This window comes from Sphingomonas sp. Leaf38, assembly GCF_001421825.1.
Taxonomy (GTDB): Bacteria; Pseudomonadota; Alphaproteobacteria; order Sphingomonadales; family Sphingomonadaceae; genus Sphingomonas.
This window is the reverse complement of the sequence record NZ_LMLD01000010.1, coordinates 52,225-78,669: the sequence shown is the minus strand read 5'-3', so window position 1 is coordinate 78,669 and position 26,445 is coordinate 52,225. Positions and strand designations below refer to the sequence as shown.

At 65.6% G+C, this 26,445-nt stretch carries 21 protein-coding genes; 10 read left to right on the top strand and 11 right to left on the bottom strand.

Annotated elements, in window-relative coordinates:
• Positions 1–88 precede the first annotated feature (88 nt).
• On the bottom strand, positions 89–856 hold the full coding sequence (locus tag ASE88_RS05915) for a sulfite exporter TauE/SafE family protein (protein WP_055880505.1): 768 nt from the start codon (positions 854–856) through the stop codon (positions 89–91).
• A 163-nt stretch (positions 857–1,019) separates the two neighbouring features.
• On the opposite strand from ASE88_RS05915, the gene epsC reads away from it, so the two are divergent.
• Both epsC and ASE88_RS05905 read left to right on the top strand, forming a co-directional pair.
• On the top strand, positions 1,020–1,712 hold the full coding sequence (gene epsC, locus ASE88_RS05910; protein ID WP_055879698.1) for a serine O-acetyltransferase EpsC: 693 nt from the start codon (positions 1,020–1,022) through the stop codon (positions 1,710–1,712).
• 13 nt (positions 1,713–1,725) lie between these two features.
• Positions 1,726–2,064 (top strand): DUF2794 domain-containing protein, encoded by a 339-nt coding sequence (locus ASE88_RS05905; RefSeq protein WP_055879701.1) that lies wholly within the window; start codon positions 1,726–1,728, stop codon positions 2,062–2,064.
• 73 nt (positions 2,065–2,137) lie between these two features.
• Here ASE88_RS05905 and ASE88_RS05900 read toward each other — a convergent pair whose 3' ends face one another.
• The gene (locus tag ASE88_RS05900) at positions 2,138–5,059 is read right to left on the bottom strand and encodes a TonB-dependent receptor plug domain-containing protein (protein WP_082466323.1); all 2,922 of its coding nucleotides are present in this window, start codon (positions 5,057–5,059) and stop codon (positions 2,138–2,140) included.
• Positions 5,060–5,219: 160 nt separating this feature from the next.
• Positions 5,220–6,524 carry a nicotinate phosphoribosyltransferase gene (gene pncB / locus ASE88_RS05895; protein ID WP_056476590.1) on the bottom strand — a complete coding sequence of 435 codons (1,305 nt, stop codon included), beginning with the start codon at positions 6,522–6,524 and terminating at the stop codon, positions 5,220–5,222.
• An 84-nt stretch (positions 6,525–6,608) separates the two neighbouring features.
• Between pncB and ASE88_RS05890 the strand changes: the two genes are divergently transcribed.
• Positions 6,609–7,196: a cysteine hydrolase family protein gene (locus tag ASE88_RS05890; protein WP_056476588.1), complete on the top strand. Its 588-nt coding sequence runs from the start codon at positions 6,609–6,611 to the stop codon at positions 7,194–7,196.
• A gap of 153 nt (positions 7,197–7,349) precedes the next feature.
• Here the strand turns inward: ASE88_RS05890 and ASE88_RS05885 are convergent, their stop codons facing one another.
• Positions 7,350–8,645, bottom strand: coding sequence for a glycoside hydrolase family 130 protein (locus tag ASE88_RS05885; RefSeq protein WP_056476585.1), 1,296 nt, complete (start codon positions 8,643–8,645; stop codon positions 7,350–7,352).
• Positions 8,646–8,792: 147 nt separating this feature from the next.
• Between ASE88_RS05885 and ASE88_RS05880 the strand changes: the two genes are divergently transcribed.
• Positions 8,793–9,005, top strand: coding sequence for a hypothetical protein (locus ASE88_RS05880; protein ID WP_055879715.1), 213 nt, complete (start codon positions 8,793–8,795; stop codon positions 9,003–9,005).
• Between the two features lie 179 nt (positions 9,006–9,184).
• Here the strand turns inward: ASE88_RS05880 and ASE88_RS05875 are convergent, their stop codons facing one another.
• The 4 genes from ASE88_RS05875 to ASE88_RS05860 all read right to left on the bottom strand — a co-directional run bounded on the left by ASE88_RS05875 (position 9,185) and on the right by ASE88_RS05860 (position 14,383).
• On the bottom strand, positions 9,185–10,975 hold the full coding sequence (locus ASE88_RS05875; protein ID WP_056476582.1) for a putative bifunctional diguanylate cyclase/phosphodiesterase: 1,791 nt from the start codon (positions 10,973–10,975) through the stop codon (positions 9,185–9,187).
• Positions 10,976–11,041: 66 nt separating this feature from the next.
• Positions 11,042–12,682 (bottom strand): bifunctional diguanylate cyclase/phosphodiesterase, encoded by a 1,641-nt coding sequence (locus ASE88_RS05870; protein WP_056476581.1) that lies wholly within the window; start codon positions 12,680–12,682, stop codon positions 11,042–11,044.
• A gap of 238 nt (positions 12,683–12,920) precedes the next feature.
• Complete coding sequence (locus ASE88_RS05865) at positions 12,921–13,673, bottom strand: SDR family NAD(P)-dependent oxidoreductase (protein ID WP_055879723.1); 753 nt, start codon at positions 13,671–13,673, stop codon at positions 12,921–12,923.
• Between the two features lie 146 nt (positions 13,674–13,819).
• Positions 13,820–14,383, bottom strand: a complete 564-nt coding sequence (locus tag ASE88_RS05860) for a helix-turn-helix domain-containing protein (protein ID WP_321163406.1) — start codon at positions 14,381–14,383, stop codon at positions 13,820–13,822.
• 141 nt (positions 14,384–14,524) lie between these two features.
• On the opposite strand from ASE88_RS05860, the gene ASE88_RS05855 reads away from it, so the two are divergent.
• The 5 genes from ASE88_RS05855 (at position 14,525) to zwf (ending at position 24,087) form a co-directional block, all read left to right on the top strand.
• On the top strand, positions 14,525–15,712 hold the full coding sequence (locus tag ASE88_RS05855) for an efflux RND transporter periplasmic adaptor subunit (protein WP_056477132.1): 1,188 nt from the start codon (positions 14,525–14,527) through the stop codon (positions 15,710–15,712).
• 6 nt (positions 15,713–15,718) lie between these two features.
• Positions 15,719–18,943 (top strand): efflux RND transporter permease subunit, encoded by a 3,225-nt coding sequence (locus ASE88_RS05850; RefSeq protein ID WP_056476574.1) that lies wholly within the window; start codon positions 15,719–15,721, stop codon positions 18,941–18,943.
• 41 nt (positions 18,944–18,984) lie between these two features.
• Positions 18,985–20,544, top strand: a complete 1,560-nt coding sequence (locus ASE88_RS05845) for an efflux transporter outer membrane subunit (protein WP_056476571.1) — start codon at positions 18,985–18,987, stop codon at positions 20,542–20,544.
• A 397-nt stretch (positions 20,545–20,941) separates the two neighbouring features.
• On the top strand, positions 20,942–22,489 hold the full coding sequence (locus tag ASE88_RS05840; RefSeq protein ID WP_082466319.1) for a cation:proton antiporter: 1,548 nt from the start codon (positions 20,942–20,944) through the stop codon (positions 22,487–22,489).
• A gap of 95 nt (positions 22,490–22,584) precedes the next feature.
• Positions 22,585–24,087, top strand: coding sequence for a glucose-6-phosphate dehydrogenase (zwf, locus tag ASE88_RS05835; protein ID WP_055879742.1), 1,503 nt, complete (start codon positions 22,585–22,587; stop codon positions 24,085–24,087).
• A 169-nt stretch (positions 24,088–24,256) separates the two neighbouring features.
• Here the strand turns inward: zwf and ASE88_RS05830 are convergent, their stop codons facing one another.
• Genes ASE88_RS05830 through ASE88_RS05820 form a run of 3 tightly spaced genes read right to left on the bottom strand, consistent with a single transcriptional unit; the run spans position 24,257 to position 25,223 of the window.
• Complete coding sequence (locus tag ASE88_RS05830) at positions 24,257–24,544, bottom strand: hypothetical protein (RefSeq protein WP_055879746.1); 288 nt, start codon at positions 24,542–24,544, stop codon at positions 24,257–24,259.
• 27 nt (positions 24,545–24,571) lie between these two features.
• The gene (locus ASE88_RS05825; RefSeq protein ID WP_055879749.1) at positions 24,572–24,802 is read right to left on the bottom strand and encodes a hypothetical protein; all 231 of its coding nucleotides are present in this window, start codon (positions 24,800–24,802) and stop codon (positions 24,572–24,574) included.
• A gap of 40 nt (positions 24,803–24,842) precedes the next feature.
• The gene (locus tag ASE88_RS05820; protein ID WP_056476565.1) at positions 24,843–25,223 is read right to left on the bottom strand and encodes a winged helix-turn-helix transcriptional regulator; all 381 of its coding nucleotides are present in this window, start codon (positions 25,221–25,223) and stop codon (positions 24,843–24,845) included.
• Positions 25,224–25,322: 99 nt separating this feature from the next.
• Here ASE88_RS05820 and ASE88_RS05815 point away from each other — a divergent pair, with 99 nt between their 5' ends.
• Positions 25,323–26,384 (top strand): SDR family oxidoreductase, encoded by a 1,062-nt coding sequence (locus tag ASE88_RS05815; protein WP_056477129.1) that lies wholly within the window; start codon positions 25,323–25,325, stop codon positions 26,382–26,384.
• The last annotated feature ends 61 nt before the right edge of the window (positions 26,385–26,445 follow it).

Sequence of the window (26,445 nt, the reverse complement as noted above, 5' to 3'; positions counted from 1 at the left end):
GAGGAAAGGGGTAACGCCTGTTGCGTGTCCGCCCCCTCCGTCGCCTTCGGCGCCACCTCCCCCTGGCGGGGGAGGATTGTACGAGTTTCTAGTGCCAGATCGCGCGGTAGAGGCCGAACAGGCTGGTGATCGTCAGGATCACGCCTACCATCACCATCAAGGTCTTCGCCGGAACACGCTTCGCCAGCATCGCCCCGAACGGCGCGGCCAGCACGCCGCCGATCAGCAGCCCCACCGTCGCCTGCGTGAACGCCGACCAGCCAAGCTGCGTGATGAACGTCGCGGAGATCGTCGCGGTCAGGAAGAATTCAGCCGTGTTGACCGTCCCGATCGTGGTGCGCGGCGACGCCCCCTGAACCAGCAGGTTCGACGTCACGACCGGCCCCCAGCCGCCGCCGCCCGCCGCATCGAGGAACCCGCCGACGAGCCCGAGCGGCTCGACGATCTTCGGCTCCTTCTGCTTGGGCGGATAGCGCAGCCCGCGGTAGAGCAGGTAGACGCCGATCGACGTCAGATAGGCCAGGATGAACGGCTTGGCGGTGCTCGCGTCGATGTTCGACAGCACATAGGCGCCCAACACCCCGCCGATCACGCCCGGGATCATCAGCCGCAGAAACAGCGTCCAGTTCACGTTCTTGTGCAGCACATGGCTGATCCCCGACACCGCGGTGGTGAACGTCTCGACGGTATGCACGCCCGCCGACGCGGCGGCCGGCGGCACCCCGACCCACAGCAGCAGCGTATTCGAGATCACCCCGAACGCCATGCCCAGCGCGCCATCGACGACCTGCGCGGCGAACCCGACCAGGATGAAGGGCAGCAGCGTCTCGAAGCTCACGGTCGTCAGGTCGAACATCGGCATCCCCTTGCAATCATGTCCTACCTGCTACGCGCGGGCTTATCCGACAACAAAGATAGGCTTTACCCCGATCCGGACGATCTGATGCCCCCCAAAGCGCGCGCTTCTGGAAATCGACCGTTCGATATCCTAGATACGGCAATCGCGAAGGGGATTGCGGATGTCGAGCGGATTACTGGCCTATCTGGATTCGATCCGCGCCCGCGACCCGGCCCCGCATTCGCGCGCCGAGATCATGCTGTACCCCGGCGTATGGGCACTCGGCTATCACCGCATCGCGCATCGTCTGTACAAGGCGAAACTGTATTTCCTCGCGCGCTGCGTCAATCACTGGTCGCGGTTCATGACCGCGATTGACATCCACCCCGGCGCGACGATCGGCCGCAATTTCTTCATCGACCACGGCTTCGTCGTGATCGGCGAGACCGCGGAGATCGGCGACGACGTGACGATCTACCAGTGCGTCACGCTCGGCGGCACCAGCCCCGACAACGGCGTCCAGGGCAAGCGTCACCCCACGATCCTCGACGGGGCGATCATCGGCTCGGGTGCGCAGGTGCTTGGACCCATCACGCTTGGCATGCGCTCACGCGTTGGCGCCAACGCGGTCGTCACGCGCGACGTACCGGCGGGAACGACGGTCGTCGGCATTCCCGCGCGCACGACCACGATCGAAGGCGGCAACGCGCCCGAGCTGCCGCGGTTCGTGCCTTATGGTACGCCGTGCAGCGAGGCGTTCGACCCGGCGACGCAGAAGATGGAGCTGATGCGGTGCGAACTCGAGACGATGCGCAAGCGGCTCGACGCGCTGCTCGCCGACGATCAGCCAGAAGGCCGTCGCGACCGCGCATGATGGTGGCTGGCTGATGGGCGTCGTGCCGTTCCCGATACCGTCCAAGGCGACGCAGGTCGGCTTCGAACGCCTCGAACTCAATCGGATTCTCGATCTCTACGGCCGGATGGTCGCAGCGGGCCACTGGCGCGACTATGCGATTGATCTCGGGAAGGACGCCGCGGTGTTCGCAGCGTTCCGCCGCGCCGCCGAACGGCCCGAGTTCCGGATCGAGAAACGACCCGCCTTGCGCAACAAGCAGGGCATGTGGGCGCTCATCGGCGAAGGCGGCGCTGTCGTGAAGCGCGGGCATGATCTGGGTCCGGTGCTGGCCCCGGTGGAACGGCGCCTGATGAAGCTGGTCGAGAACTGAGGCATCTCGATAATCCATCCCCTTGGCGGGGGAGGATTATCGAGGACGCTATCACGGCTAACGACGGCTCAGATCAAAGCCCCCATGACAGGCGGATATACCCGAATTGGCCCGGCACATCGTAGGTGGTCGGATCGTAGTTTGGCCCGGTGCAGCTGAAGCAGGCCGGCGGGTCCTGGTTGAAGACGTTGTTCACGCCGATCGTCAGCCCCAGCCGGTTCTCCAGCCAGCCCGGCGCGAGCGTCAGCTGCACATCGCCGTAGAAGGTGTTGTCGAGCGTCTTGCCGTCGGCTTCCTTCACGCTCTTGATGTAGCGGGCGGTGAACGAGGCGCGCGCCGCGCCGATGTCCCAGTCGACGACCGCGTTGCCCTTGAACTTCGGATAGGATTGCTCGGGCGAGCCGCGCGTCGTGCCCTGGTAGTTGGTGGTGGTGAAGCCGACCGTCGCCGGGAAGCTCTCGGCGTATTTCAGCAGGATGTTGCCGTTGAGCGAAAGCCCGAACGTCCCCGCCGAGGTCTGCGGCGAGCGATAGATCGCCGTCACGTCGACGCCGCGCGTGCGGATGCCGCCGATATTCTGCAACTGGGCATTGATGCGCGAGATCAGACCGTTGGGCGTCCGGGTGATCGCCGCGCAGCTGAGCGCATCCGCGGCCTGCGCGCAACGGCTGAGCGTCAGCGTCGCATCGGTCGCGGCGATCGCGTCGTCGACCTTGATGTCGTAGTAATTGCCCTCGATGCTGAACTGGCTGGCGATCCCGCTGGTCCGCGCCCAGCTTGGGGCATACACCGCGCCGAACAGCCATGTCCGCGACGTCTCGGGTTTCAGTGCCTTGTTGCCGCCGGTCAGGACGCTGAGCTGGCCGCCATTCGGCTCCTGATAGCTGCCGTTGGCCGGAACGCCGTTGGCGGTGCAGTTGGTGCGGACGGTCGCGGATGACTGATAGGGCGATCCGGCGACGTTGGTGCAGGGATCGTCGATCGACGCGTCCGATCGCGATTCCGCGCCGAACAATTCGCCGATGCTCGGCGCGCGGAACCCCTGCGCATAGGATGCGCGCAACAGCAGGTCGCTGAACGGCTTCCACAGGCCGCTGCCGGTATAGGTCGTGTTGCTGCCGCTGATCGAATAGTTCGAATGCCGCACCGCACCGCCGATCTCGAGCGATTGGATGAGCGGCGTGTTGTGGATCAGCGGTACGCGCAACTCGGCATAGACTTCGTCCGAATTGAAATGCCCGCGCGCGGGCTGTGCAGGGATGTCGGCGCCGAGCCCGGCGGCAATGATCGGATCTGGCGTGAAGCTGCCATATTGCACGCGGTGCTCATAACCGGCGGCGAGGCCGACCGGGCCCGCGGGCAGGTCGAACAGTTCGCCGGAGATATTGGCGGTGTAGTCCTCGAGGCTCTGCGAACTGCGCGCACGCTCGTCGAACGCAATGAAGCCGAGCATGGCCGGCGTGACCGAACCCGCGCCACCGAAGATGTTGAACGGCACGCATGCGCCGGTGCAGTTCGCGACCGGACCCAGCGCCTGGGCGAGATTGGCGGCGTTGATGTTGCCGGTAAACAGCTGCTTGGCATCGTTGAAGCCAAGGACCGCGTTGACGTCCCAGTAGAATTTGCGTTCGCCGACATGGAACGACCCGTCCAGCGTCGCGGTCGCCGACATCGTGTCGACCGTCTGCGAATAGGTGCGCTGTCCCGCCTCGACCAGGCGACGGCGGACCGTCGAATAATTGGCCGGACCGTTACCCGCGCCGCCTGCCGACAGCGTGTAGCCGAACGGGTTGAACGGGTTGGTCGCATCGACCGAGATCGTGTCGAGCAGATTGCCGTTGCCCGCATCGGGCCCGATCACCAGCGGCAAAAACGCGGCCTGGTTCTGCGAATTGCGACGCGTGTAGTTCAGTTTGACCCGCAGGTTCACGGTATCGGTGAGTTCCTGTTTCGCGCTGACGAAGAAGCCGTAACGCTCGGACGGGGTCAGGAAATAGTTGAACGGCGCGAAGTTGAAGCGGTCGGCGGCGGTGAACTCCTTGAAGTCGCTGTTCGGGCCGGTCGGATTGGCGGCGTCGTAGCGGGGCCGTCCGGCAATCGGGGCCGATTTCAGCGTCAGGTTCCGCCCGCCGACCTGGAAGAACCCGGTCGGCGTCGCGCCGGAACACCCGCCGATCGGATCGCTGCACGACGTTTGGCCCGGATTGGGGAATTGCGAGATCGAGCGATCGCGCGTCCGGACGGCCTCCTGCTTCACGTAGCTGCCGCCGAACACCACGCTCGTTCGCGGCGCCTGGATGCCATAGCTGACGTTATAGTCCTGCGTGTGCCCGTCGCCCTGGCGGAACGTGCCGAACTGCGCGGACGCCTTGAGGCCCTTCTGCTGCGACTTGGTGATGATGTTGACGACGCCGGCCAGTGCATCGGAGCCGTAGAGCGGCGACTGCCCCGACTGGAGGATTTCGATCCGCTCGATCGAGCCGACCTGGATCGTGTTCAGATCGACCGTCGAGGGGATGCCGCTGGCCGATGCACCGTTGACGAAACGCAGGCCGTCCACCAGCACCAGCGTCCGTTTGGCCGTGAGGTAGCGCAGATCGATCTCGGCCGACCCGGCACCGACGCCGCCGCCATCGGGCGGATTGCCGATATTGCCCGAATTATTGACCTTCGAATTGAGCCCGCCGGCCGCGCTCGGCAGCCGCTGGAGCACGTCGGCAACCGACGAAAGCCCCGTCCGCTGGATCGATTGCGCATCGACCGTGACAACCGGCGAGGGCTGGTCGAGCGGACTGCGGCGAATGCGCGATCCGGTCACGACGATCTCGTCCCCACCCGGCTGATCGATGGTCGCGTCGGCGACCTGGACGCCATCGGTGGCCGGCGTCGTCACCGCCTGTGCGAAGGCCGGCATCGCCGCGAGCATCGCCGCCAATGCCAAACCGCTGGCGCCGGCATATTTCCCCGCGCTGTTGAACGTCTTGATCCCACGCATGAACGCTTCCCCCTTGTTCGTGCCCCGACAAACATCCGCTCGATTATCTTATGTGTGCGAATGATGACTCGGAGGCGTAACGAAGCAAGCAAAGATTGCGCATTTGGACAATTTTGTTGCGAAAAATGCCGGCCGTGTTGCGCCTAGGACACGGCGTGGGTCAGACGAGCACCGGGGCCGCCGCCCGGTCCGCTTCCCCGAAGACACGCAGGTAGCGCGCGATTTCCGCGGGTTCGCCGGTCGCCTTGGCCGGATTATCCGACAATTTCACCGCCGGGCGCCCGTTCGCCTCGATTACCTTGCACACGAGCGAGATCGGCTCCAGCGCCGCCGCGCCATCGGGGTCGCAGCCGCGAAAATCGTTGGTGAGATTGGTCCCCCAGCCAAAGCTCATCCGCACGCGCCCGTGGAAATGACGATAGGTCTGCTCGATCGTGTCGATGTCCATGCCATCGGAAAAGATCAGCAGCTTGGTCTTCGGATCGACGCCCTGCTCTTCCCACCAGCGGATGATCTGTTCGCCGCCCGCGATCGGCGGGGCGCTGTCGGGGCGGAAACCCGTCCACTCCGACAGCCAGTGTGGCGCGTTGCGCAGGAACGCGGTCGTGCCGAACGCGTCGGGCAGCGCGATCAGTAGGTTGCCGTTATAATGTCGCCGCCAATGCTCGAGCACGCGGTACGGTGCCTCGGCGAGTTCGGCGTCGCTGTCGGCCAGCGCGGCGGTCACCATCGGCAGTTCGTGCGCGTTGGTGCCGATCGCCTCGAGGTCCGCGTCCATCGCCAGCAGCACGTTCGACGTGCCGATGAACCGGTCGCCAAGCCCTTCCTTGAGCGCCTCGACGCACCAGCGCTGCCACAGGAAGCCGTGCCGCCGCCGCGTACCGAAATCCGACAGGACGAGATCGGGCAGATCGCGTAGCCGCTCGACCTTCTCCCACAGCTTGGCCTTGGCGCGCGCATAGACGATATCGAGCGCGAAACGCCCCCGGTCGCGTAGGGCGGCACGCGATTTGAGTTCGTTGATGATCGTGAGCGCGGGGATCTCCCACATCGTCGTATGCGCCCAGGGGCCGTCGAAATGCAGCTCATACTGGCCGTCGACCTTGCGCAGGTCGTACGCCGGAAGCTGGAAGTCGGCGAGCCAGGCGAGGAACTCAGGGCCGAACATCTTCTGCTTGCCGTAGAAGCTGTTGCCCGCGAGCCAGATCAGCTCCTTCTTGGCGAACCTGAGCGTCCGCGCGTGATCGAGCTGCGCGCGCAGTTCGGCCTCGTCGACGATCTCGGCGAGGCGAACGGTCCTGGTCCGGTTGATCAGCGCGAAGGTTGCGCTGACGTCGGGGTAGACCTGCCGGATCATCTGCAACATCAGCAGTTTGTAGAAATCGGTGTCGAGCAGGCTGCGCACGATCGGATCGAGCCGGAAATTGTGATTGTACGTCCGGGTGGCGATATCGGTCACGGCCATGCGCGCGGGCTCCTGCGTTGCTTGGGGGTTGCGGGTGTCCGAGATGCGGGGAGTGTGTCAAGCAGCGCGCAAAGGAGACGGACGATGACGCGGTTCGTGGTGGTGGTGGATACGCAATGGGATTTCATGGCCGAGGGGGGCGCGCTGAGCGTAGCGGGGGCGGCGGCGTTGGTCGCGCCGATGCGGGCGTGGCTGTCGTCCTTGCGGCCTGACGACACGACGGGCGTTTTGTTCACGTTCGACACGCATTTCCGCGAGACCTATGCGGCGTCGCCGGAAGCGCAGATGTTTCCGATCCACTGCGTTCGCGGCACGCAAGGCTGGGACAACATGCTCGACGTCGCGCTGGTCGACCCGGCGGTACCGGCGTGGCGGATCGAGAAGGGGGTGTTCGATATGTGGGCCGAACCGGGGCTCGGCATCGAGGACGCGCGCGATGCGGGTACGCCGGTGTTTCCGCGCGAAGCATTCTTTGCCGCGCTGGCCGCGAAGGGTGTCACCGACGTCACGGTGATCGGCGTCGCGGCGGATTATTGCGTCCGCTGGGCCATCGAAGGCCTGATCGCGCGTGGCTTCACGGTGACCGTCCCGGCAGGGCTGACGCGCGGTATCGACCGCCAGATCGATGTGGTTGCCGCGGAGGATTTGGCGGGCGCGGCCCGCGTCGTCTGATCTGCCCATCGCCGGCCAAACGATCCTCCCCCGCTTGGGAGAGGTGGCAGGCGTAGCCTGATGGAGGGGGAGGTAAGGCAACCTGCGTCGCAAGTCCTGCCCTTCGTCGGGCAAGGTGCCAGCCACCGCCCCCTGGCGGGGGAGGATCAGCGCTCAGGCCATCGCGGCAAGCAACCGGCCCACATCCACCGTCGCGAACGACGCGAAATTGTCCGCGACGCCGAACGGCAGCAGCAACGTACGGTCGTGGACGATCCCGCCGCAGCTGTAGACGACGTTCGGGACATAGCCGTCGCGCTCCGTGGGACTGGGCACGATCAGCGGGTCGGTCATCCGCGCGAGCAGCTTGGTCGGGTCGGCCTTGTCGAGCAGGCAGGCGCCGACGCAGTAATTGCGGACGCTGCCGACGCCGTGCGTCAGCACCAGCCAACCCTCGTCGATCTCGATCGGTGAGCCGCAATTGCCCATCTGGATAAATTCCCACGGCCATTTCGGCTCGACGATCTTGGTGCCGCCGTTCCATGTCAGCAGATCGTCCGAGGTCAGATACCAGATATTCTCGTTGTCCTGCCGCCCGAGCATCGCATAGCGGCCATCGATCTTGCGCGGGAACAGCGCCATCCCCTTGGTGCCCGCGACGGTTCCCCGCATCGGCTGCATCTCGAACGTCTTGAAGTCCTCGCCGCGCAGCAGTTCGCAGCGCGTCTCCGAGCCACTGAACGCGGTATAAGTGCCGAGATACTGGACCTCGCCGGCATCCACGAACCGAACCAGACGCAGATCCTCGATTCCCTGGCGCTGGCTCGGCAGGATCGGGAAGATCACGGTTTCAGACAGCTCGCGGCTGTTGCCGCATTGCAGCCGGGTCGGACCGCCATCGGTCGCGCCCTGATCCGACGGCTCGATCCGCGGCGGCACCGCGGTCTGGCTGGCGGGATCGATCGAAAAGCCATCCGCCGGCGACCAGCTGCCGGTGCGGAAGGTGACCGACGAGACATGCCCCTCGCCGATCCCGCGCAGCGATAGGATGAACCGCACCCCGTTCTCGGGCGCGCCGGCTTGGTCGGGATCCAGCACCATGCTGGGGTTGAATAGTGCGGCGGCCTCGAACGAATATTCCCCGCTCAGATAGGCGCCGATCAGCAATTGTTGATCGCGATTGATCGCCCGCGGTTCGTCGAGATCGGCCATGATCACCCGGAACCGGTGCAGCAACAGGTCGTCGACGTCGCGGTGGCGCTCGTCGAGCGATACCATGACCCGTTGGCGCTCGGCATGGAGTTCGTCGGGCGTCAGCGAGAGTACGCGGTCGATCACCCGTGCGACCCGCGAGTGCCCCTCCACCTGGAAGGGCCCGGGATACCCGATGTTGAATGGCCGGATGACGGTCCGCGAGGGGTCGGGCCTGAGCTGCACGTTCGAGAAGGTGACGAGTTCGCTTTCGGCCATGGTCGGCTCCGGCAAAGGCGCGGGTCGGCGCCGGGGTTTTCAGAGACTGACGAACGCCCGGGTACGCCGATCGCTGCGGACCCGAGCTGAAATACTGCGAACGGGATAGTGGTTCACGTCCCGCCCCGGACTATGAGGGGGAGCGTCGTGCGGCGCCAGCCGGTGCCATCGATCGACTGCGCGCTCGGGCACCACGCACCGCGTTCGTTCCACCGCGACATCTTTGGCGAACCGATCTGCCGGATGCGGTCGTGGCAGGCGGCCGGCGGCGAGGTCGTGTCGCTGACCAAAAGCGACGTCCGGATCAGGGACCCCTTCGTCCCGCATCGCCATGCGGGATCCATCACCGCGCGGGCATGATGGCGGTGGCGGGGCGTGCCGATGCCGCGTCGAAGGACCGTATGATCGACGGCGATATCGGCCGGTTTCGGCGCACGCTGGCGGACTTCGATCGAACCAGACCATCTGCACGGCGCACGGCCGGGGCTATCTGTTCATCGCGGACATGATCGGGTTCCGACCCGGGCTGTCGCGGGCGATCAGGCGGCAGCGCGCGGCGTTTCCGCCGGATCGGTGTGCGCCGTGTACCATGCGATGAAGCCGCCTGCTTCCATGGGGCGCGCAAACAGGAAGCCTTGCGCTTCGTCGCAGGCCATCGCGGTCAGGCAGGTCGCGGCGGCCTCGGTCTCGACGCCCTCGGCGACGACGCGGAAGCCCAGGTCATGCGACAGTCCGATCATCGTCCGGACGAGGGTCTGTTCGTCGGTGCCGTTGGCGGCCGCACCGAGATTGCGCATGAAGCTCTGGTCGATCTTGACGACGTCGACGGGCAATTGCTGGAGATAGGCCAGGCTGCTGTAGCCGGTGCCGAAATCGTCGATCGCAAGCCGGATCCCGGCGGCACGCAGCGCCGCGAGCTGTTCGCGCGCCTGGGCGACGTTGCGCATGATCGCACTCTCGGTGATCTCCAGCTCGATCCGATCGGCGGGAATACGGTGTTTGCGCAGGAGCTGCTCGATGCGTGCGGCAAAATCGGGCTCTTCGAGATTGTTGGCGGACAGGTTGACCGAAAGGGTCCCGGCGAACCCCTCGGCGATCCAGCCGACGAGCTGATCCAGCGCGCGATCCACGACCCACTGGGTCAGCGGTTTGGCGTGCGACGTCTGTTCGATCAGCGGGATGAACTCGGCCGGCGACACGTCGCCGAGCACCGGATGCACCCAGCGCAGCAGCACTTCGGCGCCCAGGCACCGCCGCTGCAGCAGCTCGACGCGGGGTTGATAGACGAGCCGCAATTGATCGTCCGCCGCGAGCGCCGCCTCGAAGTCGTGCAGCAGCGCGAACCGACGGCGATGCGCGGTGTCGTTCGCCGACGAGAAGAAGCATACCGTTTCCTCGATCGTCCGTGCGTCCTGGGCCGCGCCGTGGGCAAAGCGGAGGACGTCCTGCGGCTCCACGGTCCCCAATATGATCGGCGCCACGCCGACCGCTCCGGTGGTCGCGAACCGCATCGATGACTTGGCGCTGCAGTGCGCGATCTCGCGCGTCAGTTTGTCGACATAGGCGGCGTCGTCGACATCGGGCTCGGCGAAGAAGACCATCTGCGTCGCGGCGACGTGATAGGCGCGGCGCGTCTGCGGGAGCGCCTTGCGGAGCTGCAGCGCGGCCGTCCTGACCATCTGGACGACGTATTCGGATCCTAGGACGCGCGTCATCGTGTCGATCTGATCGGTCCGCGCGAGATCGAACATCACCAGCAGGCGCCGTTCACCGGCATGATCGCGCGTGAGATCGTCGAGGTCGTCGAGAAACTGCTGACGGTTGGGAAGGCCGCTGATCGGATCGATCCGGCCAAAGGCATGCTGCAGCTCGATCTGCGCCATCGTCATCGCCGCCAGATCGCGCAACGCGGTCATTTCGGCTGCGGTTACCGTGCGCGGTTCGGTGCCCAGCACGCACAGCGCGCCAAGGCCATATCCGTCGCGCGTCGTCAACGGTGCCCCGGCGTAGAACCGCGTGCCGCGCGCGGCGAGCTGACTATCGGCATAGACCGGATCGGCGAGCAGGTCCGGAATCACCAGCGCCTGCGTGGTCTCGGCGACCTCGGCACATGGCGCACCGTCGCGGCCAAGCTGAGTATCGGTCACGCCGACCCGCGACTTGAACCATTGGCGGTCCTGATCGGTCAGCGATATCGCGGAAACCGGCAATCCGAAGATCTGGCTCGCCATCCGGGTGATCCGGTCGAAACTCTCGCTGGGCGCGGAGTCGAGGATGCCGAGCTGTCTGAGGGCGTCGAGTCGCGCCGCTTCGGAGACGGGTTCGGTCATAGGGCTGTCGTGCACCACTATAACTTAAGTGAGTGTGAATGTATACCAAATCGGTTGAAACCTCTGTTAGGCTATCCGGATATGCTGCAGCTTCCGGCTCCGTTTGGCCGCGTAAAGCGCGGCATCCGCCTGTCGCCATGCGATCGCAAAACTCTGGACCGGCGATGACGTCGACCCGGTCATCAGGACGGCACCGACACTGCCGCTGATCGGCAGGCTCAGCCCGTTGCTGGTCAGCCGCTGGCCGAGCGCGCGGTCGATCCGATCGGCAACGACGGCGAGGCGGGCATCGTCGGCATCGGGCAGCAGGACCGCGAATTCGTCCCCCCCCAGCCTGGCCAGATGATCGCTGGTCCGCACCACGTCGTGGAGACGCCGCGCCACTTCGACGAGCACGGTGTCGCCGACGCTGTGCCCAAAGCGGTCGTTGATCGCCTTGAACCGATCGAGGTCGATCGCGATGACCCCGATCGAGACACCCGTGGCGGTCTGCGCAAGCCGCTGCTCGAGACCGCGACGATTGAGCAACCCGGTCAGCGGGTCGGTCTCGGCGGCGTTGACGGCACGCAACTGGCGTTCGCGATCTTCCGAAATGTCGATCGTGACGCCGACGATCCGCAGCGGACTGCCATCGGTCGCGCGCAACAGCTTGCGATCGCACCGCATCCACCGCGGCCCGTTGATCGTCGACAACTCGTATTCGACCGAAGCCTCGTCGATCTCGCCGTCGAGCAAGCTCTGCACCGACGCGGCGTCGCGGTTCGCCGGCGCGATATATTCGCCATAGGCATCGAGGTCGATCGACCCGGGCGCATCGGGGCCCTTCACGAAGCGCGTGAAGCTGGGCGATGTCTCGAACTTCTGGGACTCGACGTCGATATGCCAGAATCCGCCCCGCACGGCCTCCATCGCCAGCGTCAGGCGGGCGTTGATCTCCTGGAGCGCGTGATCCGCGCGGCGGCGTTCGGTGATGTCCTCGATCTGGACGATCAGCCGGACCAGATCGCCCGACGCGCTGCGGACCGCAGAGACCGCAAGCGCGACATGGACGGGCGTACCGCTGCGATGGACATAGCGTTTTTCGAGCCGATAGTCGTCGCGCGCGCCGGCGATCACGTCGCGCCACAACGCGTCGCCCGCGGCACGATCGTCGGGATGCGTGATCGACGAGAAGTCCCGGCCGGCAAGGGCGTCGACCGACAGGCCCAGCATCGTCGCAAACGCCGCATTGACGCGCTCCATCCGACCCTGGCGATCGGCGACCGCAATCCCGATCGGTGCATGCTCGAACGCATCGTTGAACATCTGCTCGTTCTCGACGATCTTGTCTTCCAGATCCTTCCGGACGCTGATGTCGGTGACCAGGACGACGATACCGCGGACGACTCCGGCGGCATCGATATCCGGGACATAGCTGCCCTGGACGCGGCGTGCGTTGCCGCCGTCGAACAGCGTATATTCATAGGTGACGGGCGTGCCGTCCAATGCAGCGCGCAACTTCGGCACGACCGTCGGATAATTGCCCTCACCGACGATCTCACGGCAATGCCGGCCGACGATCCGCTCGGGCGCAATGCCCCGCCATGCCGCATAGGTCGCGTTGGCATAGCGATAGCGAAGGTCTCGGTCGAAATAGGCGACCAGCCCCGGCAGCAGGTCGAGCATCGCCCGCGCGCAGGGCAAGCCGTCCGGCGCACGCTCCGGCAAGGTCGCTACCGATTCACCTTGCGATGTATCTTGGAGGGGCATTGGCGGGTGGCTCATGGCGTTCGATAGGATCATGATAGTTAAGCGTTGGTTCGTCCACGCAGGGCGATAATCGCTCGTCTCGCCGATCGATGGAGAAAGTGTAGCAACTCCCGTAAGATAGCGGCCTACCGCCCGGTCGGGATGAGGCGGTAATTGTAGAAATACGTCACGGCCAGTTCGGTTGTATCCGCCGCCGTCACCCCGTGCGGGCGACCTGGAACCCGGCGAACGACTGGCTGACCGGCATGATCTCGAGCCGGTTGATGTTGAGATGCGCCGGCAGCTCGGCGATCCACAGCAGCGTCGCGGCAAGGTCGGCGCCGGTCATCGGTTCGGCGCCGGCATACAGCGCGTCGGACGCCGCCTGGTCACCGTCGGTGCGGACCAGCGTGAACTCGGTTGCGATCATGCCGGGCTCGATCGACGTGACGCGAACGCCCTTGCCATGCAGGTCCGATCGCAGCCCCAGCGAGAACTGCTCGACGAACGCCTTGGTGCCGCCATACACATTGCCGCCGGTATAGGGGTAGGTGGCGGCGACCGAGGACAGGTTGATGACCGCCCCCTTCCGCGCGATCAGCCCCGGCAGCAGCTTGTGCGTCAGCGACACCAGCGCGGTGACGTTGGTAGCGATCATCGTCTTCCACTGGTCGACATTGGCCTGGTCGGCGGGCTTGGTGCCCAGCGCCAGTCCGGCATTGTTGATCAGCAGGTCGATAGCGCGAAACGCGTCGGGCAGCGCCTCGAGCGCGGCATCGCGTGCGTCTTCGTCACACACGTCGAAGGCCGCGGGATGGACCGTGTCGGCGCCCAGCGCCGCGACCAGCGCATCGAGACGGTCCTTGCGACGACCGGTCGCGATCACGCGCCATCCCGCCGCCGCAAACGCATGCGCAGCGGCTTCACCGATGCCCGACGTGGCGCCGGTGATGAGAACGGTCTTGGTCATGTCGCTTCCTAGCCGGGTTCCGCCGCGCGCTTGGCGGGGCAGGGGCAATGTAGGATCGATCGCCCCACCCGCAATCGGGCCCGCATTGCAGCCCGCATTTGGTACGCGGCAAATGACCGTCCCCAAACGCCGGGACTAGCCCGGAACTAAAGTGCGCGCACCGCGGCCAGGATCATCCGGCCGGTCAGGCGCGCGGTCTCGTCCTCGGACAATCTCGGCCGTGACAGCGTGCGATGACCGAGGCCGAACATGAACGCGAGGATCAGCTCCTCTGCGCCCTCGAGCTCATTTTCTTGCAGCGCTGGATTGGCGACGCACGCCAATTCGCGGATCAAATGTCGAAATCCGCGACACAGGTCGGCGATCGTGTCGGCAACGTCGGCGTTTCGGTGCGCCTCGGCCATGATCTCGAACGACAACGCCTCGTCTCCCTTGGACAGCGCGCGCTGCGCCAGTTCGACGAACCCCTCCTCGATCGACAGTCTCCCGGATTTCACCAAGTCGTTCATCGTCTGCAACTCGGCCATCTTGGCCGCGGCGTCTTCCATCACGATCGCCTGGATCACCGCATTCTTGCCCGTGAACAAACGATAGATCTGGCCGACCGAGACGCCCGCTGCGACCGCAAGTTCGGACATCGGAGTCTGATGAAACCCTTGGGTCGCAAACAGGTGACGGGCTGCGGCGACGATACGCTCGCGGCTCCCCATCTCATGTTGCACTGCACTCAAAATCAGATCCTCAACGCGTTTTTTGGTTGACCCGCCGCTCGCACAATCCTAGCGGGCAAGCAAGCGGAATGAACGTTCATTCCGGTAATACCTATCTGCACGGACGTCGGGATGCTCAACATGCAGCGATTGAATCTCAAGGGAACGGTGGCTTTCGCCGCGCTGGCACTGATGACGGCGTGCAGCAAGGAGCAGGCGCCCCCGCCGCCGCCCACGCCGACCGTCGGCGTCGTCAACGTCGCCGAGGAATCGGTCGTCCTCACCTCCGAACTGCCCGGTCGGATTGCCGCGGTGGAGACGTCCGAAGTCCGTCCGCAGGTCAATGGCGTCGTCCGCGACCGGCTGTTCACCGAGGGTGCGATGGTCAGCAAGGGCCAGGTTCTCTACGCGATCGAGGACGCGCCCTATCGCGCGGCGCTCGCCAGCGCGCAGGGGCAGCTCGGCGCGGCCCAGTCGCAGATCAACGCGACCCGGCTCCAGGCGCAGCGCTACGGCCAGCTCGTCGCGCTGAACGCGGTCAGCAAGCAGGAGGCGGACAACGCCACCGCGGCCGCGCAACAGGCCCGCGCCAATGTTGCAGCCCAGCAGGCTGCGGTCCAGGCCGCGCGCGTCAATCTCGGATTCACGCGGATCAAGGCGCCGATCTCGGGCCGTATCGGCCGATCGCTGGTGACCGTCGGCGCGCTCGTCCAGACCGGGCAGACCGATCCGCTCGCGACGATCCAGCGCACCAACACGGTCTATGTCGACGTCGTGCAGTCCGCCGCGCAGCTGCTCGATCTCAAACAGGCGATGGCAAGCGGCGGCGTGACGCGCGGCGACGGCAGCGCGCGCGTCCAGCTCATCCTTCCGAATGGCACGACCTACCCGATCGAGGGGCGCCTCCAGTTCGCCGAAGTCACCGTCGACCAGACCACCGGCGCGGTCACGCTGCGCGCGAGCTTCCCCAACCCCAACGGCCTGTTGCTGCCGGGTATGTATGTCCGTGCAAAGCTGGTCGAGGGCACGCGTCGGCAGGCGATCATGGCGCCCACCGCGGGCATCACGCGCGATCCGCGCGGCGGCGCGACCGCTTTGGTCGTCAACGCGCAGAACAAGGTCGAGCAGCGTACCGTCACCACCGACCGCGTGATCGGCGACAAGTGGATCGTCACCAGCGGCCTGAAGCCCGGCGACAAGCTGATCGTCGAGGGTCTGCTGAACCTGCGGCCCGGCGCGACCGTCAAGCCCGCTGCCCCGCAGCAGGTCGGCAAGGCACCCGGCACCGGCGGCGCGCCCGCCGCCGGCACCACGCAGGCCGGGAAGTAACCGCCCATGTCACGCTATTTCATCGATCGACCCATCTTCGCGTGGGTCATCGCGATCATCCTGATGATGGCGGGCATCCTCGCGATCCGCTCGCTGCCGATCGCGCAGTTCCCTGAGATCGCCGCCCCCAAGGTGACGGTCGCGACGTCCTATCCGGGCGCCGACGCACAGACGCTTGAGAACACGACGACGCAGATCATCGAGCAGCAGATGAAGGGGATCGACAACCTTCGCTACTTCGCCTCGACGTCGGACGGCTCGGGCAACCTCGCGATCACGCTCACCTTCGAGCAGGGCACCGATCCCGACATCGCGCAGGTCCAGGTGCAGAACAAGCTGCAACAGGCGACTCCGCTCCTGCCGCAGGAAGTGCAGCAGGCCGGTCTGCGCGTGACCAAGGCGACCGCCAACTTCCTCCTCGTCATCGCCGCCTATTCCGAGAATGGCGCGCACGACCAGGTCGATCTCGGCGACATGATCGCCTCGAAGCTCCAGGATCCGCTGAGTCGCATCAAGGGCGTCGGCGACACCCAGGTGTTCGGCGCGCAATATTCGATGCGGATCTGGGTCGATCCGTTCAAGATGTCGAACCTCGGCGTCACCGTCACCGACATCACCTCGGCACTGACCGCGCAGAACGCGCAGGTCTCGGCGGGTCAGGTCGGGAGTCTGCCGGCGGTGAAGGGCCAGTCGCTCAACGCCACCGTGACCGCGCAGACGCGTCTCCAGACCCCTGAACAGTTCCGCGCGATCATCGTCCGCTCGGCGACCAGCGGCGCGACCGTGCGCCTGTCGGACGTCGCCCGTGTCGAGATGGGCTCGGAAAATTACTCCTTCCAGGCCCGCTACAACGGCAAGCAGGCGGCAGGTTTCGGCGTGAAGCTGGCACCGGGCGCCAACGCGCTCGATACCGTCAAGCTGGTCAAGGCCGAGGTCGACCGGATCGCCAAGCAGTTCCCGTCCGACGTCAAGGTCGCCTACCCGATCGACAATTCGACGTTCGTGCGGCTGTCGGTCGAGCAGGTCATCCACACGCTGATCGAGGCGATCGTCCTCGTCTTCCTCGTGATGTTCCTGTTCCTTCAGAACTTCCGTGCCACGTTGATCCCGACGATCGCGGTCCCGGTCGTGCTGCTCGGCTCGCTTGCCGTGCTGTATGCGGCGGGGTTCACGATCAACACGCTGACTTTGTTCGGCATGGTGCTGGCGATCGGTCTGCTCGTCGATGACGCTATCGTCGTCGTCGAGAACGTCGAACGCCTGATCCAGGAGGAGGGGCTGAGCCCCAAGGAAGCCGCCAAGAAGTCGATGGACGAGATCAGCGGCGCGCTGGTCGGCATCGGCCTCGTCCTGTCCGCCGTGTTCCTGCCAATGGCGTTCTTCAGCGGCTCGACCGGCGTGATCTTCCGCCAGTTCTCTATCACCATCGTGTCGTCGATGGCGCTCTCGGTGCTGGTTGCGTTGATCCTCACGCCCGCGCTCTGCGCGACGATCCTGAAGCCCGCCAAGGACGGGCATGGCGAGAAGAAGGGCTTCTTCGGCTGGTTCAACCGCACGTTCGACAAGGGCGTCGGGAAATACGGTAACGGCCTGCGCCGCGTCGAGAAGGGCTGGGTCCGCACGATGCTGGTCTATGCCGTGATCGTCGTCGCGATGGCGTTCATCTTCCTGCGCCTGCCGTCGGGCTTCCTTCCCGAGGAGGACCAGGGCGTCATGTTCGCGCAGGTCTCGATGCCGGCGGGGACCCCGATGGAGGAAACCGCACGGACGATGGACAAGGTCCGCGATCACTTCCTGATCGACGAGAAGGCCAACATTTCTGGCATCTTCACGATCAGCGGTTTCGGCTTCGTCGGCCAGGGCCAAAATGTCGGCATCGCCTTCATCCAGCTGAAGCCATGGGAAGATCGCGAGGGCGCGGAGAACACCGTCGCCGCAGTCGCCGGGCGCGCCAACCAGGCGCTCGCCGGGATCCGTGCCGGCATGGTCATCGGCTTCGTGCCGCCCGCCGTGCAGGAACTGGGCAACGCCAACGGCTTCGACTTCATGCTGAAGGACAATGCCGGCGTCGGTCACGAGAAGCTGCTCGAGGCGCGCAACATGCTGCTTGGCATGGCCAGCCAGGACAAGCGCCTGATGCAGGTCCGCCCGAACGGCCTGGAGGATGCGCCTCAGCTGAAACTGAACGTCGACCAGGCGCAGGCGGGGGCACTCGGCCTCAGCCAGGCGGACATCAACACCACCGTCAGCACCGCGTTCGGTGGTGCCTACATCAACGACTTCATCGACCGCGGTCGCGTGAAGAAGGTGTTCGTGCAGGCCGACGCACCGTTCCGCACCTCGCCTGCCGATCTCGGCAACTTCTATGTCCGCGGCACGACCAGCAACGCGATGGCACCATTCTCGTCCTTCTCGACGACCGAGTGGAAATACGGGCCCTCACGACTCGAACGGTATAACGGCGTAGCCTCGTTCGAGATCATGGGTTCGCCGGCGCCGGGCGTCAGCAGCGGCACCGCGATCAAGGCGATGGAGGAGATGGCGGCCAAGCTTCCCCCCGGCATCGGCTATGAGTGGACTGGCCTCAGCTACGAGGAAAACCTGTCCTCGGGCCAGTCGACCACGGTCTATGCGCTGTCGCTGCTGATCGTGTTCCTCTGCCTCGCGGCGCTGTACGAGAGCTGGTCGATCCCGATCGCCGTCCTGCTGGTGGTGCCGCTCGGCGTCCTGGGCGCGGTCGGCGCGGCGATGCTCTTCGGGCTGAACAACGACATCTACCTTCAGGTCGGGCTGATCACGACGATCGGCGTGGCGGCGAAGAACGCGATCCTGATCGTCGAGTTCGCCGAGGAGAAGATGGGCGACGGGATGAACGCGGCGGATGCCGCGGTCGAGGCGGCCAAGCTTCGCCTTCGCCCGATCCTGATGACGTCGTTCGCGTTCATCTTCGGCGTGTTGCCGCTCGCGCTGTCGAGCGGTGCGGGGGCCGGCGGCCAGAACGCGATCGGCTGGGCGGTGGTCGGCGGCATGCTGTCCGCGACCGTCCTCGCGATCTTCTTCGTCCCGCTGTTCTTCCTCCTCGTCAAACGCGTCTTCAAGCAGGACAAGGCTGGCGCGGGCCAAGACCGCGACCAGGTGCCCGACCACGACGGCAACCGTGACGATAACCGTGACGACGGCCATGACGGTAACCGTCATCCGCCCCACGACCAGCGGCCGCAGGAGGCCTGATCCAGATGTTCGCTCCCATACTTACGCGCAAGACAGCGCTCATGTTCGCTACCGGGCTGACGCTCGCCGGGTGTAACCTTTCCCCGAAATACGTCCGTCCCGAATTGTCGGTGCCAACGGCAACGCCCACCGGTCCTGCGTATGCAGCGACCGATGCGGCGGGGGCGATCATGCCCGCGGATACGTCGTGGGAGGTGTTCTTCACCGACGACCGCCTGCGCCGGGTGATCCGGACCGCGCTGGAGAACAACCGCGATCTCCGCGTCGCGGTCGCCAACGTGGCGCAGGCGCGCGCGCAATACACCGTCCAGCGCTCGAACCTGTTTCCGACGCTCGCGGCTAGCGGTAGCGCGACCTACCAGAAGTCGCCGTTCGGCGCGGTCGGCAGCGGGCTTGCGGGCGGTACGGGTACCGGCGGCACGGGGACGGGTGGCACTGGAACGGGCGGTACTGGTACTGGTACTGGTACTGGCGGAACCGGCACGGGCGGGACTGGCACCGGCGGCGGGACTGGCGGGACCGGGTCCAGCGTCGTCTCGAGCGGTCGTGCCGACATCTATTCGGCGAACGTCGGCATTTCGGCGTGGCAGATCGACCTGTTCGGCCGCGTCCGCAACCTGACCCAGGCGCAGCAGGAGCAGTATTTCGCGGCGGAAGAAAATCGCAACGCCGCCCAGGTGTCGCTGATCGCCGAGATCGCGACACAGTGGCTGACGATGGCCGCCGACCAGGATCGCCTCAAGATCGCGCGCGATACGGAGCGTGCGTTCGGCCAGACCGTCAAGCTGACCCAGGACCGCTTCCGGATCGGCATCGCATCCGAACTCGAAGTGCGCCAGGCCAGCACTAGCTACGATCAGGCCCGCTCGGACATTGCCGACGCGACCACACTGATCGCGCAGGACCAGAACGCGCTGAACCTGCTCGCGGGGACGACCCTGACCGCCGACATGCTGCCGGCCCGGCTCGATACGACCAGCCCGACGCTGGAGAACCTGCCCGCCAACCTGCCGTCGGAGGTGCTGTTGCGCCGTCCGGACATCGCGTCGGCCGAGCATCAACTGATCGCCGCCAACGCCAATATCGGCGCGGCGCGCGCGGCATTCTTCCCGAACATCTCGCTGACGGCCGCGTTCGGCACGATCAGCCTTGGACTGTCGAATCTTTTCGGGAATGGGTCTCAAAACTGGTCGATCGCGCCATCGGTCAGCCAGACGCTGTTCGACTTCGGCAGGAACAAGGGCAATCTGCGCTACGCTCAGGCGACTCGCGACGCCGCAGTCGCGACCTACGAGAAGAGCATCCAGACAGGCTTCCGCGAAGTCGCCGATGCCCTTGCGCGGCGTGGCACCATCGGCGCGCAATTGCAGGCGCAGACCTCGCTTCGCGACAACGCGGCGGGCGCGTTCAAGCTGTCGGAATTGCGGTTCCGCGCCGGGATCGACACGTTCCTGACGACGCTTGATTCGCAACGCTCGCTCTACACAGCGCAACAGACGCTCCTCGCCGCCCGCTTGACGCGCGACAGCAACTCGGTGGAGCTCTACCGAGCGCTCGGTGGCGGTGTTACGTCAAGCCTGTCCTCAACCCCGCGCCCGTAAAACTAGATAAGCGCTGATCGGCACTCCGTTCAGAACGGCCAAATCGGCGCTCATCTCCGGCATGCCAGACATGTTCCGGGATCCACGATGCCGCACCATCGAAAGATTTAGATCCGCGGAGTTGTGACGCCCGGAACCAGCGTGCTGGAACCCGTTGCGAAGTGGCGGGATCTTGAACGGACGAACGTCACGCGATCCTGACGATCCTCCCCGGGCAGGAGGGTACGGTGCTGGCGTTTGCCAGACGGAGGGGAAGGGAAGGCAAAATGCTTGTCCGTGTCCTCCCCCTTCGTCACCTTCGGCGACACCTTTCCCTGCGGGGGAGGTCGAGCGCGAACTCCTTCGTCTCCCGCGCCACTGATCGGACCCATAGCGAGGCGCCGACCGTTGCGCCCCGGTGCAGCTATTAGAATCCCTTGACGTCATCCTGCTCGCCGCGTTGGTCCTGCTCGTCCTAGCACGCAAGTTGAACGTCCCATATCCCACCCTGTTAGCCGTGGCCGGGCTTGGCTTTGCGCTACTGCCATTCGCGCCAAAGATCGCGGTCGATCCACATCTCGCGCTCGCGCTGTTCATTGCGCCAGCGTTGCTCTACGCGTGCTATAACACCAGCCCGCGCGCGCTTCGCCGGTTTTGGTTCCCGCTGCTGTCGCTCGCCGTATTCGCGGTGCTCGTCACCACCGCCACGGTCGCGCTGGTCGGCGTCACGCTCGGCGGATTATCGCTCGCCGCCGCATTCGCACTGGGGGCGATCGTCGCCCCCCCTGACGCGGCAGCGTCCGAAGCCGTGCTCGGCGAAGTCGGCATCCCCCGTCGCGGGCTGCTGCTGCTGCAGGGTGAGAGCCTGCTCAACGATGCAACCGCATTGTTGCTGTTCGGGCTTGCAAGCGCGTTCGCGACGCATTCGAATACCGCGGTCACCCCACTTGCGCTTGCTGCAGCTATACCAGGCGGGGTTGTTTTCGGCGCGCTGGCGGCGTGGGCGTATCTTCGCGTTACGCCTTTGTTCGCGCGGACGCTGGGCGCCAGCCTGGCCGATTTTGCGGTGACGTTCGGAATCTGGTTGCTCGCCGAAAGGCTGCACATCTCGCCGGTGCTCGGCGTTGTCACGTTCGGCATGATTGTGTCGCAGCGTCGTCCGATCGGCCAGCCCGCACGCGACCGGCTGCAGGGGGCCGCGGTGTGGTCGGCGGCGGTGCTGCTGCTCAATATCATCGCGTTTGCACTGATGGGGCTGCAGTCGCGTGATATTCTGATCCGGCTGCCGAGCGCCGAGCGCTGGCCTGCGATCGGTTTTGCTGCAGTTGTGCTCGCAACGGTCCTGGCGACTCGTATCGCGTGGGTTTTTTTCGTGCGCTTCGTCGAGGGCGCGATCGCCAGTCGATATGCCCCCTCCTGGATGCCCGAGCCTCCGCCATGGAATGCGTCGGTCATCCTTTCCTGGTCGGGCATGCGGGGTCTGTTGACGCTGGCTACTGCGTTCGCGCTCCCGCGGTCGGTGCTCGGTCGCGACCTCATTGTGCTGGCCGCATTCGGCGTGGTGATCGGTACGCTGGTCCTCCAGGGGCTTACGCTCGGCCCGCTGATCCGCCATCTTCACTTGGGCGAAGATCCCGACCTTGCCGACGAGATCGCGCCGGCCCGTAAGCAGCTCATCGATGCCGGGCTTGCGGTCCTCCCGGTTGGGGGAGGGGAGGCGGCGGAGGCGCTCCGTTTTCGCTACGGCGCGGCGAGCAAGGTGATTGCTGATTCGGTCGATCCGCAGGCGACTTCTGAATTTGACGAGCTCCATCTTCAGATGATCGCCCGTCAGCGTGTTGTGCTGCACCGCATGCGCGATGCGGGCGAGATCGCCGAAGACGTCTATCGCCGCCTGCAGGAGGAACTCGACTGGTCCGAAGTCGATGCGCGCAGCTATGGCGACAACATTCTCAAGGCGACCTGACCCGCGTCAGGATATGCCAATCAGGGAACATCGGCGCGCGCTGCGCAGTTTGGGGAAACCATCGTGGAAAGGTCGAGTATGTCCGAGGCGTCGTCGTGAGCAAACCCGTCAAGGCCGCGCCGCCCACCACACTCGTGATCTTCGGAGCCTTCGGCGATCTCACCCGCCGCTTGCTAATGCCGGCGCTGGTCAACATGACCCGGTTAGGACTGGTCGGTGACGATTTCCACGTGCTCGGCGTTGGTATTGACGAGGGGACTGACAAATCGCTCCGGGAAGCGCTCGGCAGTTTCGAGGCGAAAGGCGGCGAGGGGGCGGGTCAGACGGGCGGCGCCTGGGCGCGGCTCAAGGATCGCGTGCGCTATCTTCAGGGCGATTTCACGCACGACGACGTCTACGAGCGCCTCAAGTCATGCGTGACCGGCAACGTCGCCTTTTACTTCGCGGTGCCGGCCAAGTTCTTCGGCGATATCGTTGATAAGCTCGCCGAGCACGGGCTGATGACGGAGGCGCCCGACGCGTTCCGCCGGATCGCGATCGAGAAGCCGTTCGGCCACGACCTCGCCTCCGCGCAGGCGCTCAACGCGCGGATCCTCTCGCAGATCGACGAGGCGCAGGTCTACCGGATCGACCATTTCCTCGGCAAGGAAACCGTCCAGAACATCATGACCGCGCGCTTTGCGAACATGATGATCGAGCGCGTCTGGAATTCGGACTGCATCGCGCACGTCCAGATCACCGCGGCGGAAACCGTCGACGTCGGCACGCGCGGCAAATTCTACGACGCGACCGGCGCACTGCGCGACATGGTACCCAATCACCTGTTTCAGCTCCTCGCCATGGTCGCGATGGAGCCGCCCGCCAGCTTCGACGCAGAGGCGATCCGCAACGAAAAGGGCAAGGTGCTCAAGGCCGTGCGGCGCTATTCGCCCACGCAGGCGAAGGACAACGGTATTCGCGGGCAGTACACCGCGGGGACCGTGCAGGATCACGCTGTCCCCGCCTACACCGCAACCGCCGACATCGCACCCGACAGCGCGACGGAGACCTATGTCGCGCTCAAGCTGATGGTCGACACGTGGCGCTGGGCAGGCGTGCCGTTCTATCTGCGCACCGGCAAGGCGATGACCTGCCGCGACACCGAGATCGCGATCACCTTCAAGCCGGTGCCCTTCGCCTCGTTCCCCGGCGCCGCCGCGGACATGCTCCCGCCCAACCGGCTGATCATCCAGATTCAGCCCGACGAGGGGCTGGCGATGGATATCAACATCAAGCGCCCTGGACTCGAGGTCGCAACCGCGCCGATCGCGCTCGATTTCCGCTACGCCGACGCGTTCGATATCGGCCATCTGACCGGCTATGAATCGCTGATCTACGATCTGTTCGTCGGCGATCAGACGCTGTTCCAGCGCGCCGACGCGATCGAGGCGGGCTGGGCCGCGGTGCAGCCGTTCCTCGACCTATGGGCGACCGACCAGAAGATGCCGGAGCCGTATGCGGCCGGCACGCTCGGCCCGGCGGCGGCGGATGCGCTGCTCGCTCACGACGATCACCAGTGGCATGAACTGGCGCCGGCCGGGAAGACGGTGCCTTCGTAACGACTGCTTTGGCCTCAACCACCACCCCGGCGAAGGCCGGGGCCCAATTGGGGGACATCGCGAACGAAAGACCGCGCTCTGTTACGCCGACCTTCCCATTTGGGCCCCGGCCTTCGCCGGGGTCGGTATGGGGCGCCGTGTGTTACGGTTTCGGTCGGGTGGTTTGCCCTCAAACCCGCTCGGTCAGCTCGATCTCGCCTTCGACCTCCATCTCGTCCTCGTCGCCCATTTCGTCCATATCGGGCATCGTGAAATCGGCCTTCCAGTCGTAGACCTTCTCGACGCCGCCCTGTACCCAGACGCGTACCGCGCCCTCGGTGATCTCGCCACCCATCGCGCCGACGAAATCCGCAACCAGCGAATCCGCGGCATCCTCGTGATCGGTCGCACCAGGGATCGTCGCAGGTGTCATCTCTTCGTCGAGTTCGATGATCTGCGCCCAATATTGCTTCGCCATGTGTCGCTCCTGCGTGGATAAAAGCCGTCAGCCGGCAGTGATGATGGGGTGATCCTCGCGCAGCCGGTCCGCCAGCCGCTCGACCGCGTCGACCTCGCTCGCGCTGCCCAACGGAGTCACCGCCCAGTTGCAGTGCGCGTGCGTTGCGATCGAATACACGCGCACGTCGCCGACGATCAGCCGCCACCGCCGCCGGTCGCCGCTATTGTACCGGACGAGGTTGGTGACGAACAGGCTCTGGAGATCCGATGCGGTCATCCGCGCCCCATAGCCAAGCGCGGCCCGGTCGCAAACCGGGTTATGGCGCGCGCCGGGACGTCGGCTTGGCCTGCAACGCGTCGAGTGCATCGGCATTCCGGCGCCCCCAATCGTACAACAGCTCGACCGGCTCGACGAACCGCGCACCCAGCGGCGTCAGCGCATAGTCGACCGCGGGTGGCACCGTGCCGTGGACCTGCCGGACGACCAGCTCCGACGCCTCCATCTCGCGCAGCGTCTGCGTCAGCATCTTCTTCGAGATGCCGGGGATCGATCGCAGCAGCACGCCGGTCCGCACCGGGCCGTCGTGGCGGACGTGCAGCGTATGCAGGATCATGCTCGTCCACTTGGTCGCGAACAGTTCGAGCGTCCGCCGCGGCGCGCAATCCTCGCGCCATTCCTCTTCGGCCGAACCGCGCATCTGGTTACCTTCCGGTGCCTATGTCCCCAATGGGTGCCTTCTAGAAGCCTGCGTCCCCGATGCCTAGCTGGCAGGTAACACGCAGATATGGAGTTGAAGATGGCCAAAACGGCATTGGTAGTGGGAACGAGCGGGATCGTCGGCGGCGCGACCGCAGCGGCCTTGGTAAAGGCGGGCTGGACCGTCCACGGCCTCGCGCGACGCCCGACCGAACAGGACGGCGTCCAGCCGGTCGCGGCGGATCTCCAGGATCCCGCCAGCCTCGAAAAGGCGCTCGCGGGGCTCAAGCCCGACGCGGTGTTCATCGCCACCTGGTCGCGGCAGGACAGCGAGGCGGAGAATATCCGCGTCAACGGCGGCATGGTCCGCAACCTGCTCTGCGCGCTCAGCCCCGCGGGCAGCGTCCGCCACGTGGCGCTCGTCACCGGGCTCAAGCATTATCTCGGACCGTTCGAGGCGTACGGCAAGGGCACGCTCCCGCAGACCCCATTCCGCGAGGAGCAGGGCCGGCTCGACGTCGAGAATTTCTACTACGCGCAGGAAGACGCGGTGTTCGAGGCGGCCGCGCGCGACGGCTTTGGCTGGAGCGTCCACCGCCCGCACACGGTCATCGGCAAGGCGGTCGGCAACGCGATGAACATGGGCACCACGCTCGCGGTCTATGCGACCTTGTGCCGCGAGACCGGCCGCCCGTTCCGCTTCCCCGGTTCGGCCGCGCAATGGAACGGTCTCACCGACATGACCAGCGCAACGCAGCTCGCCGACCACCTGCTCTGGGCGGCGACCACGCCCGCGGCGCGCGGCGAGGCGTTCAACGTCGTCAATGGCGACGTCTTCCGCTGGAGCTGGATGTGGGGCCGCATCGCCGACTGGTTCGGCATCGAGGCCGCGCCGTTCGACGGCACCGTCCTGACGCTCGAGGAGCAGATGAAGGACGATGCCGGCCTCTGGCGCGAGATCGCCGCGCGTGAAGGCCTGGCGGAAGCGGACCTGTCGCGGCTTGCCTCGCCCTGGCACACCGATGCCGATCTTGGCCGGCCGATCGAGGTCGTCACCGACATGAGCAAGAGCCGCCGTCTGGGGTTCACGGCATACCAGCCCACCGACGACGCGTTCTTCAACCTGTTCGCCGAACTGCGCGCGGACCGCCTGATCCCGTAAGTGTAGGCGAGGAATCGACCATTGAAATCCTCCCCCGCCAGGGGGAGGTGTCTGGCCCTTG

Bases quoted from the DNA above. Each gene is read 5' to 3' on its own strand.
- ASE88_RS05915 (WP_055880505.1), bottom strand. From the start codon at position 856: ATGTTCGACCTGACGACCGTGAGCTTCGAGACGCTGCTGCCCTTCATC.
- epsC (WP_055879698.1), top strand. From the start codon at position 1,020: ATGTCGAGCGGATTACTGGCCTATCTGGATTCGATCCGCGCCCGCGAC.
- ASE88_RS05905 (WP_055879701.1), top strand. From the start codon at position 1,726: ATGGGCGTCGTGCCGTTCCCGATACCGTCCAAGGCGACGCAGGTCGGC.
- ASE88_RS05900 (WP_082466323.1), bottom strand. From the start codon at position 5,059: ATGCGTGGGATCAAGACGTTCAACAGCGCGGGGAAATATGCCGGCGCC.
- pncB (WP_056476590.1), bottom strand. From the start codon at position 6,524: ATGGCCGTGACCGATATCGCCACCCGGACGTACAATCACAATTTCCGG.
- ASE88_RS05890 (WP_056476588.1), top strand. From the start codon at position 6,609: ATGACGCGGTTCGTGGTGGTGGTGGATACGCAATGGGATTTCATGGCC.
- ASE88_RS05885 (WP_056476585.1), bottom strand. From the start codon at position 8,645: ATGGCCGAAAGCGAACTCGTCACCTTCTCGAACGTGCAGCTCAGGCCC.
- ASE88_RS05875 (WP_056476582.1), bottom strand. From the start codon at position 10,975: ATGACCGAACCCGTCTCCGAAGCGGCGCGACTCGACGCCCTCAGACAG.
- ASE88_RS05865 (WP_055879723.1), bottom strand. From the start codon at position 13,673: ATGACCAAGACCGTTCTCATCACCGGCGCCACGTCGGGCATCGGTGAA.
- ASE88_RS05860 (WP_321163406.1), bottom strand. From the start codon at position 14,383: ATGGGGAGCCGCGAGCGTATCGTCGCCGCAGCCCGTCACCTGTTTGCG.
- ASE88_RS05855 (WP_056477132.1), top strand. From the start codon at position 14,525: ATGCAGCGATTGAATCTCAAGGGAACGGTGGCTTTCGCCGCGCTGGCA.
- ASE88_RS05850 (WP_056476574.1), top strand. From the start codon at position 15,719: ATGTCACGCTATTTCATCGATCGACCCATCTTCGCGTGGGTCATCGCG.
- ASE88_RS05845 (WP_056476571.1), top strand. From the start codon at position 18,985: ATGTTCGCTACCGGGCTGACGCTCGCCGGGTGTAACCTTTCCCCGAAA.
- ASE88_RS05830 (WP_055879746.1), bottom strand. From the start codon at position 24,544: ATGGCGAAGCAATATTGGGCGCAGATCATCGAACTCGACGAAGAGATG.
- ASE88_RS05825 (WP_055879749.1), bottom strand. From the start codon at position 24,802: ATGACCGCATCGGATCTCCAGAGCCTGTTCGTCACCAACCTCGTCCGG.
- ASE88_RS05820 (WP_056476565.1), bottom strand. From the start codon at position 25,223: ATGCGCGGTTCGGCCGAAGAGGAATGGCGCGAGGATTGCGCGCCGCGG.
- ASE88_RS05815 (WP_056477129.1), top strand. From the start codon at position 25,323: ATGGCCAAAACGGCATTGGTAGTGGGAACGAGCGGGATCGTCGGCGGC.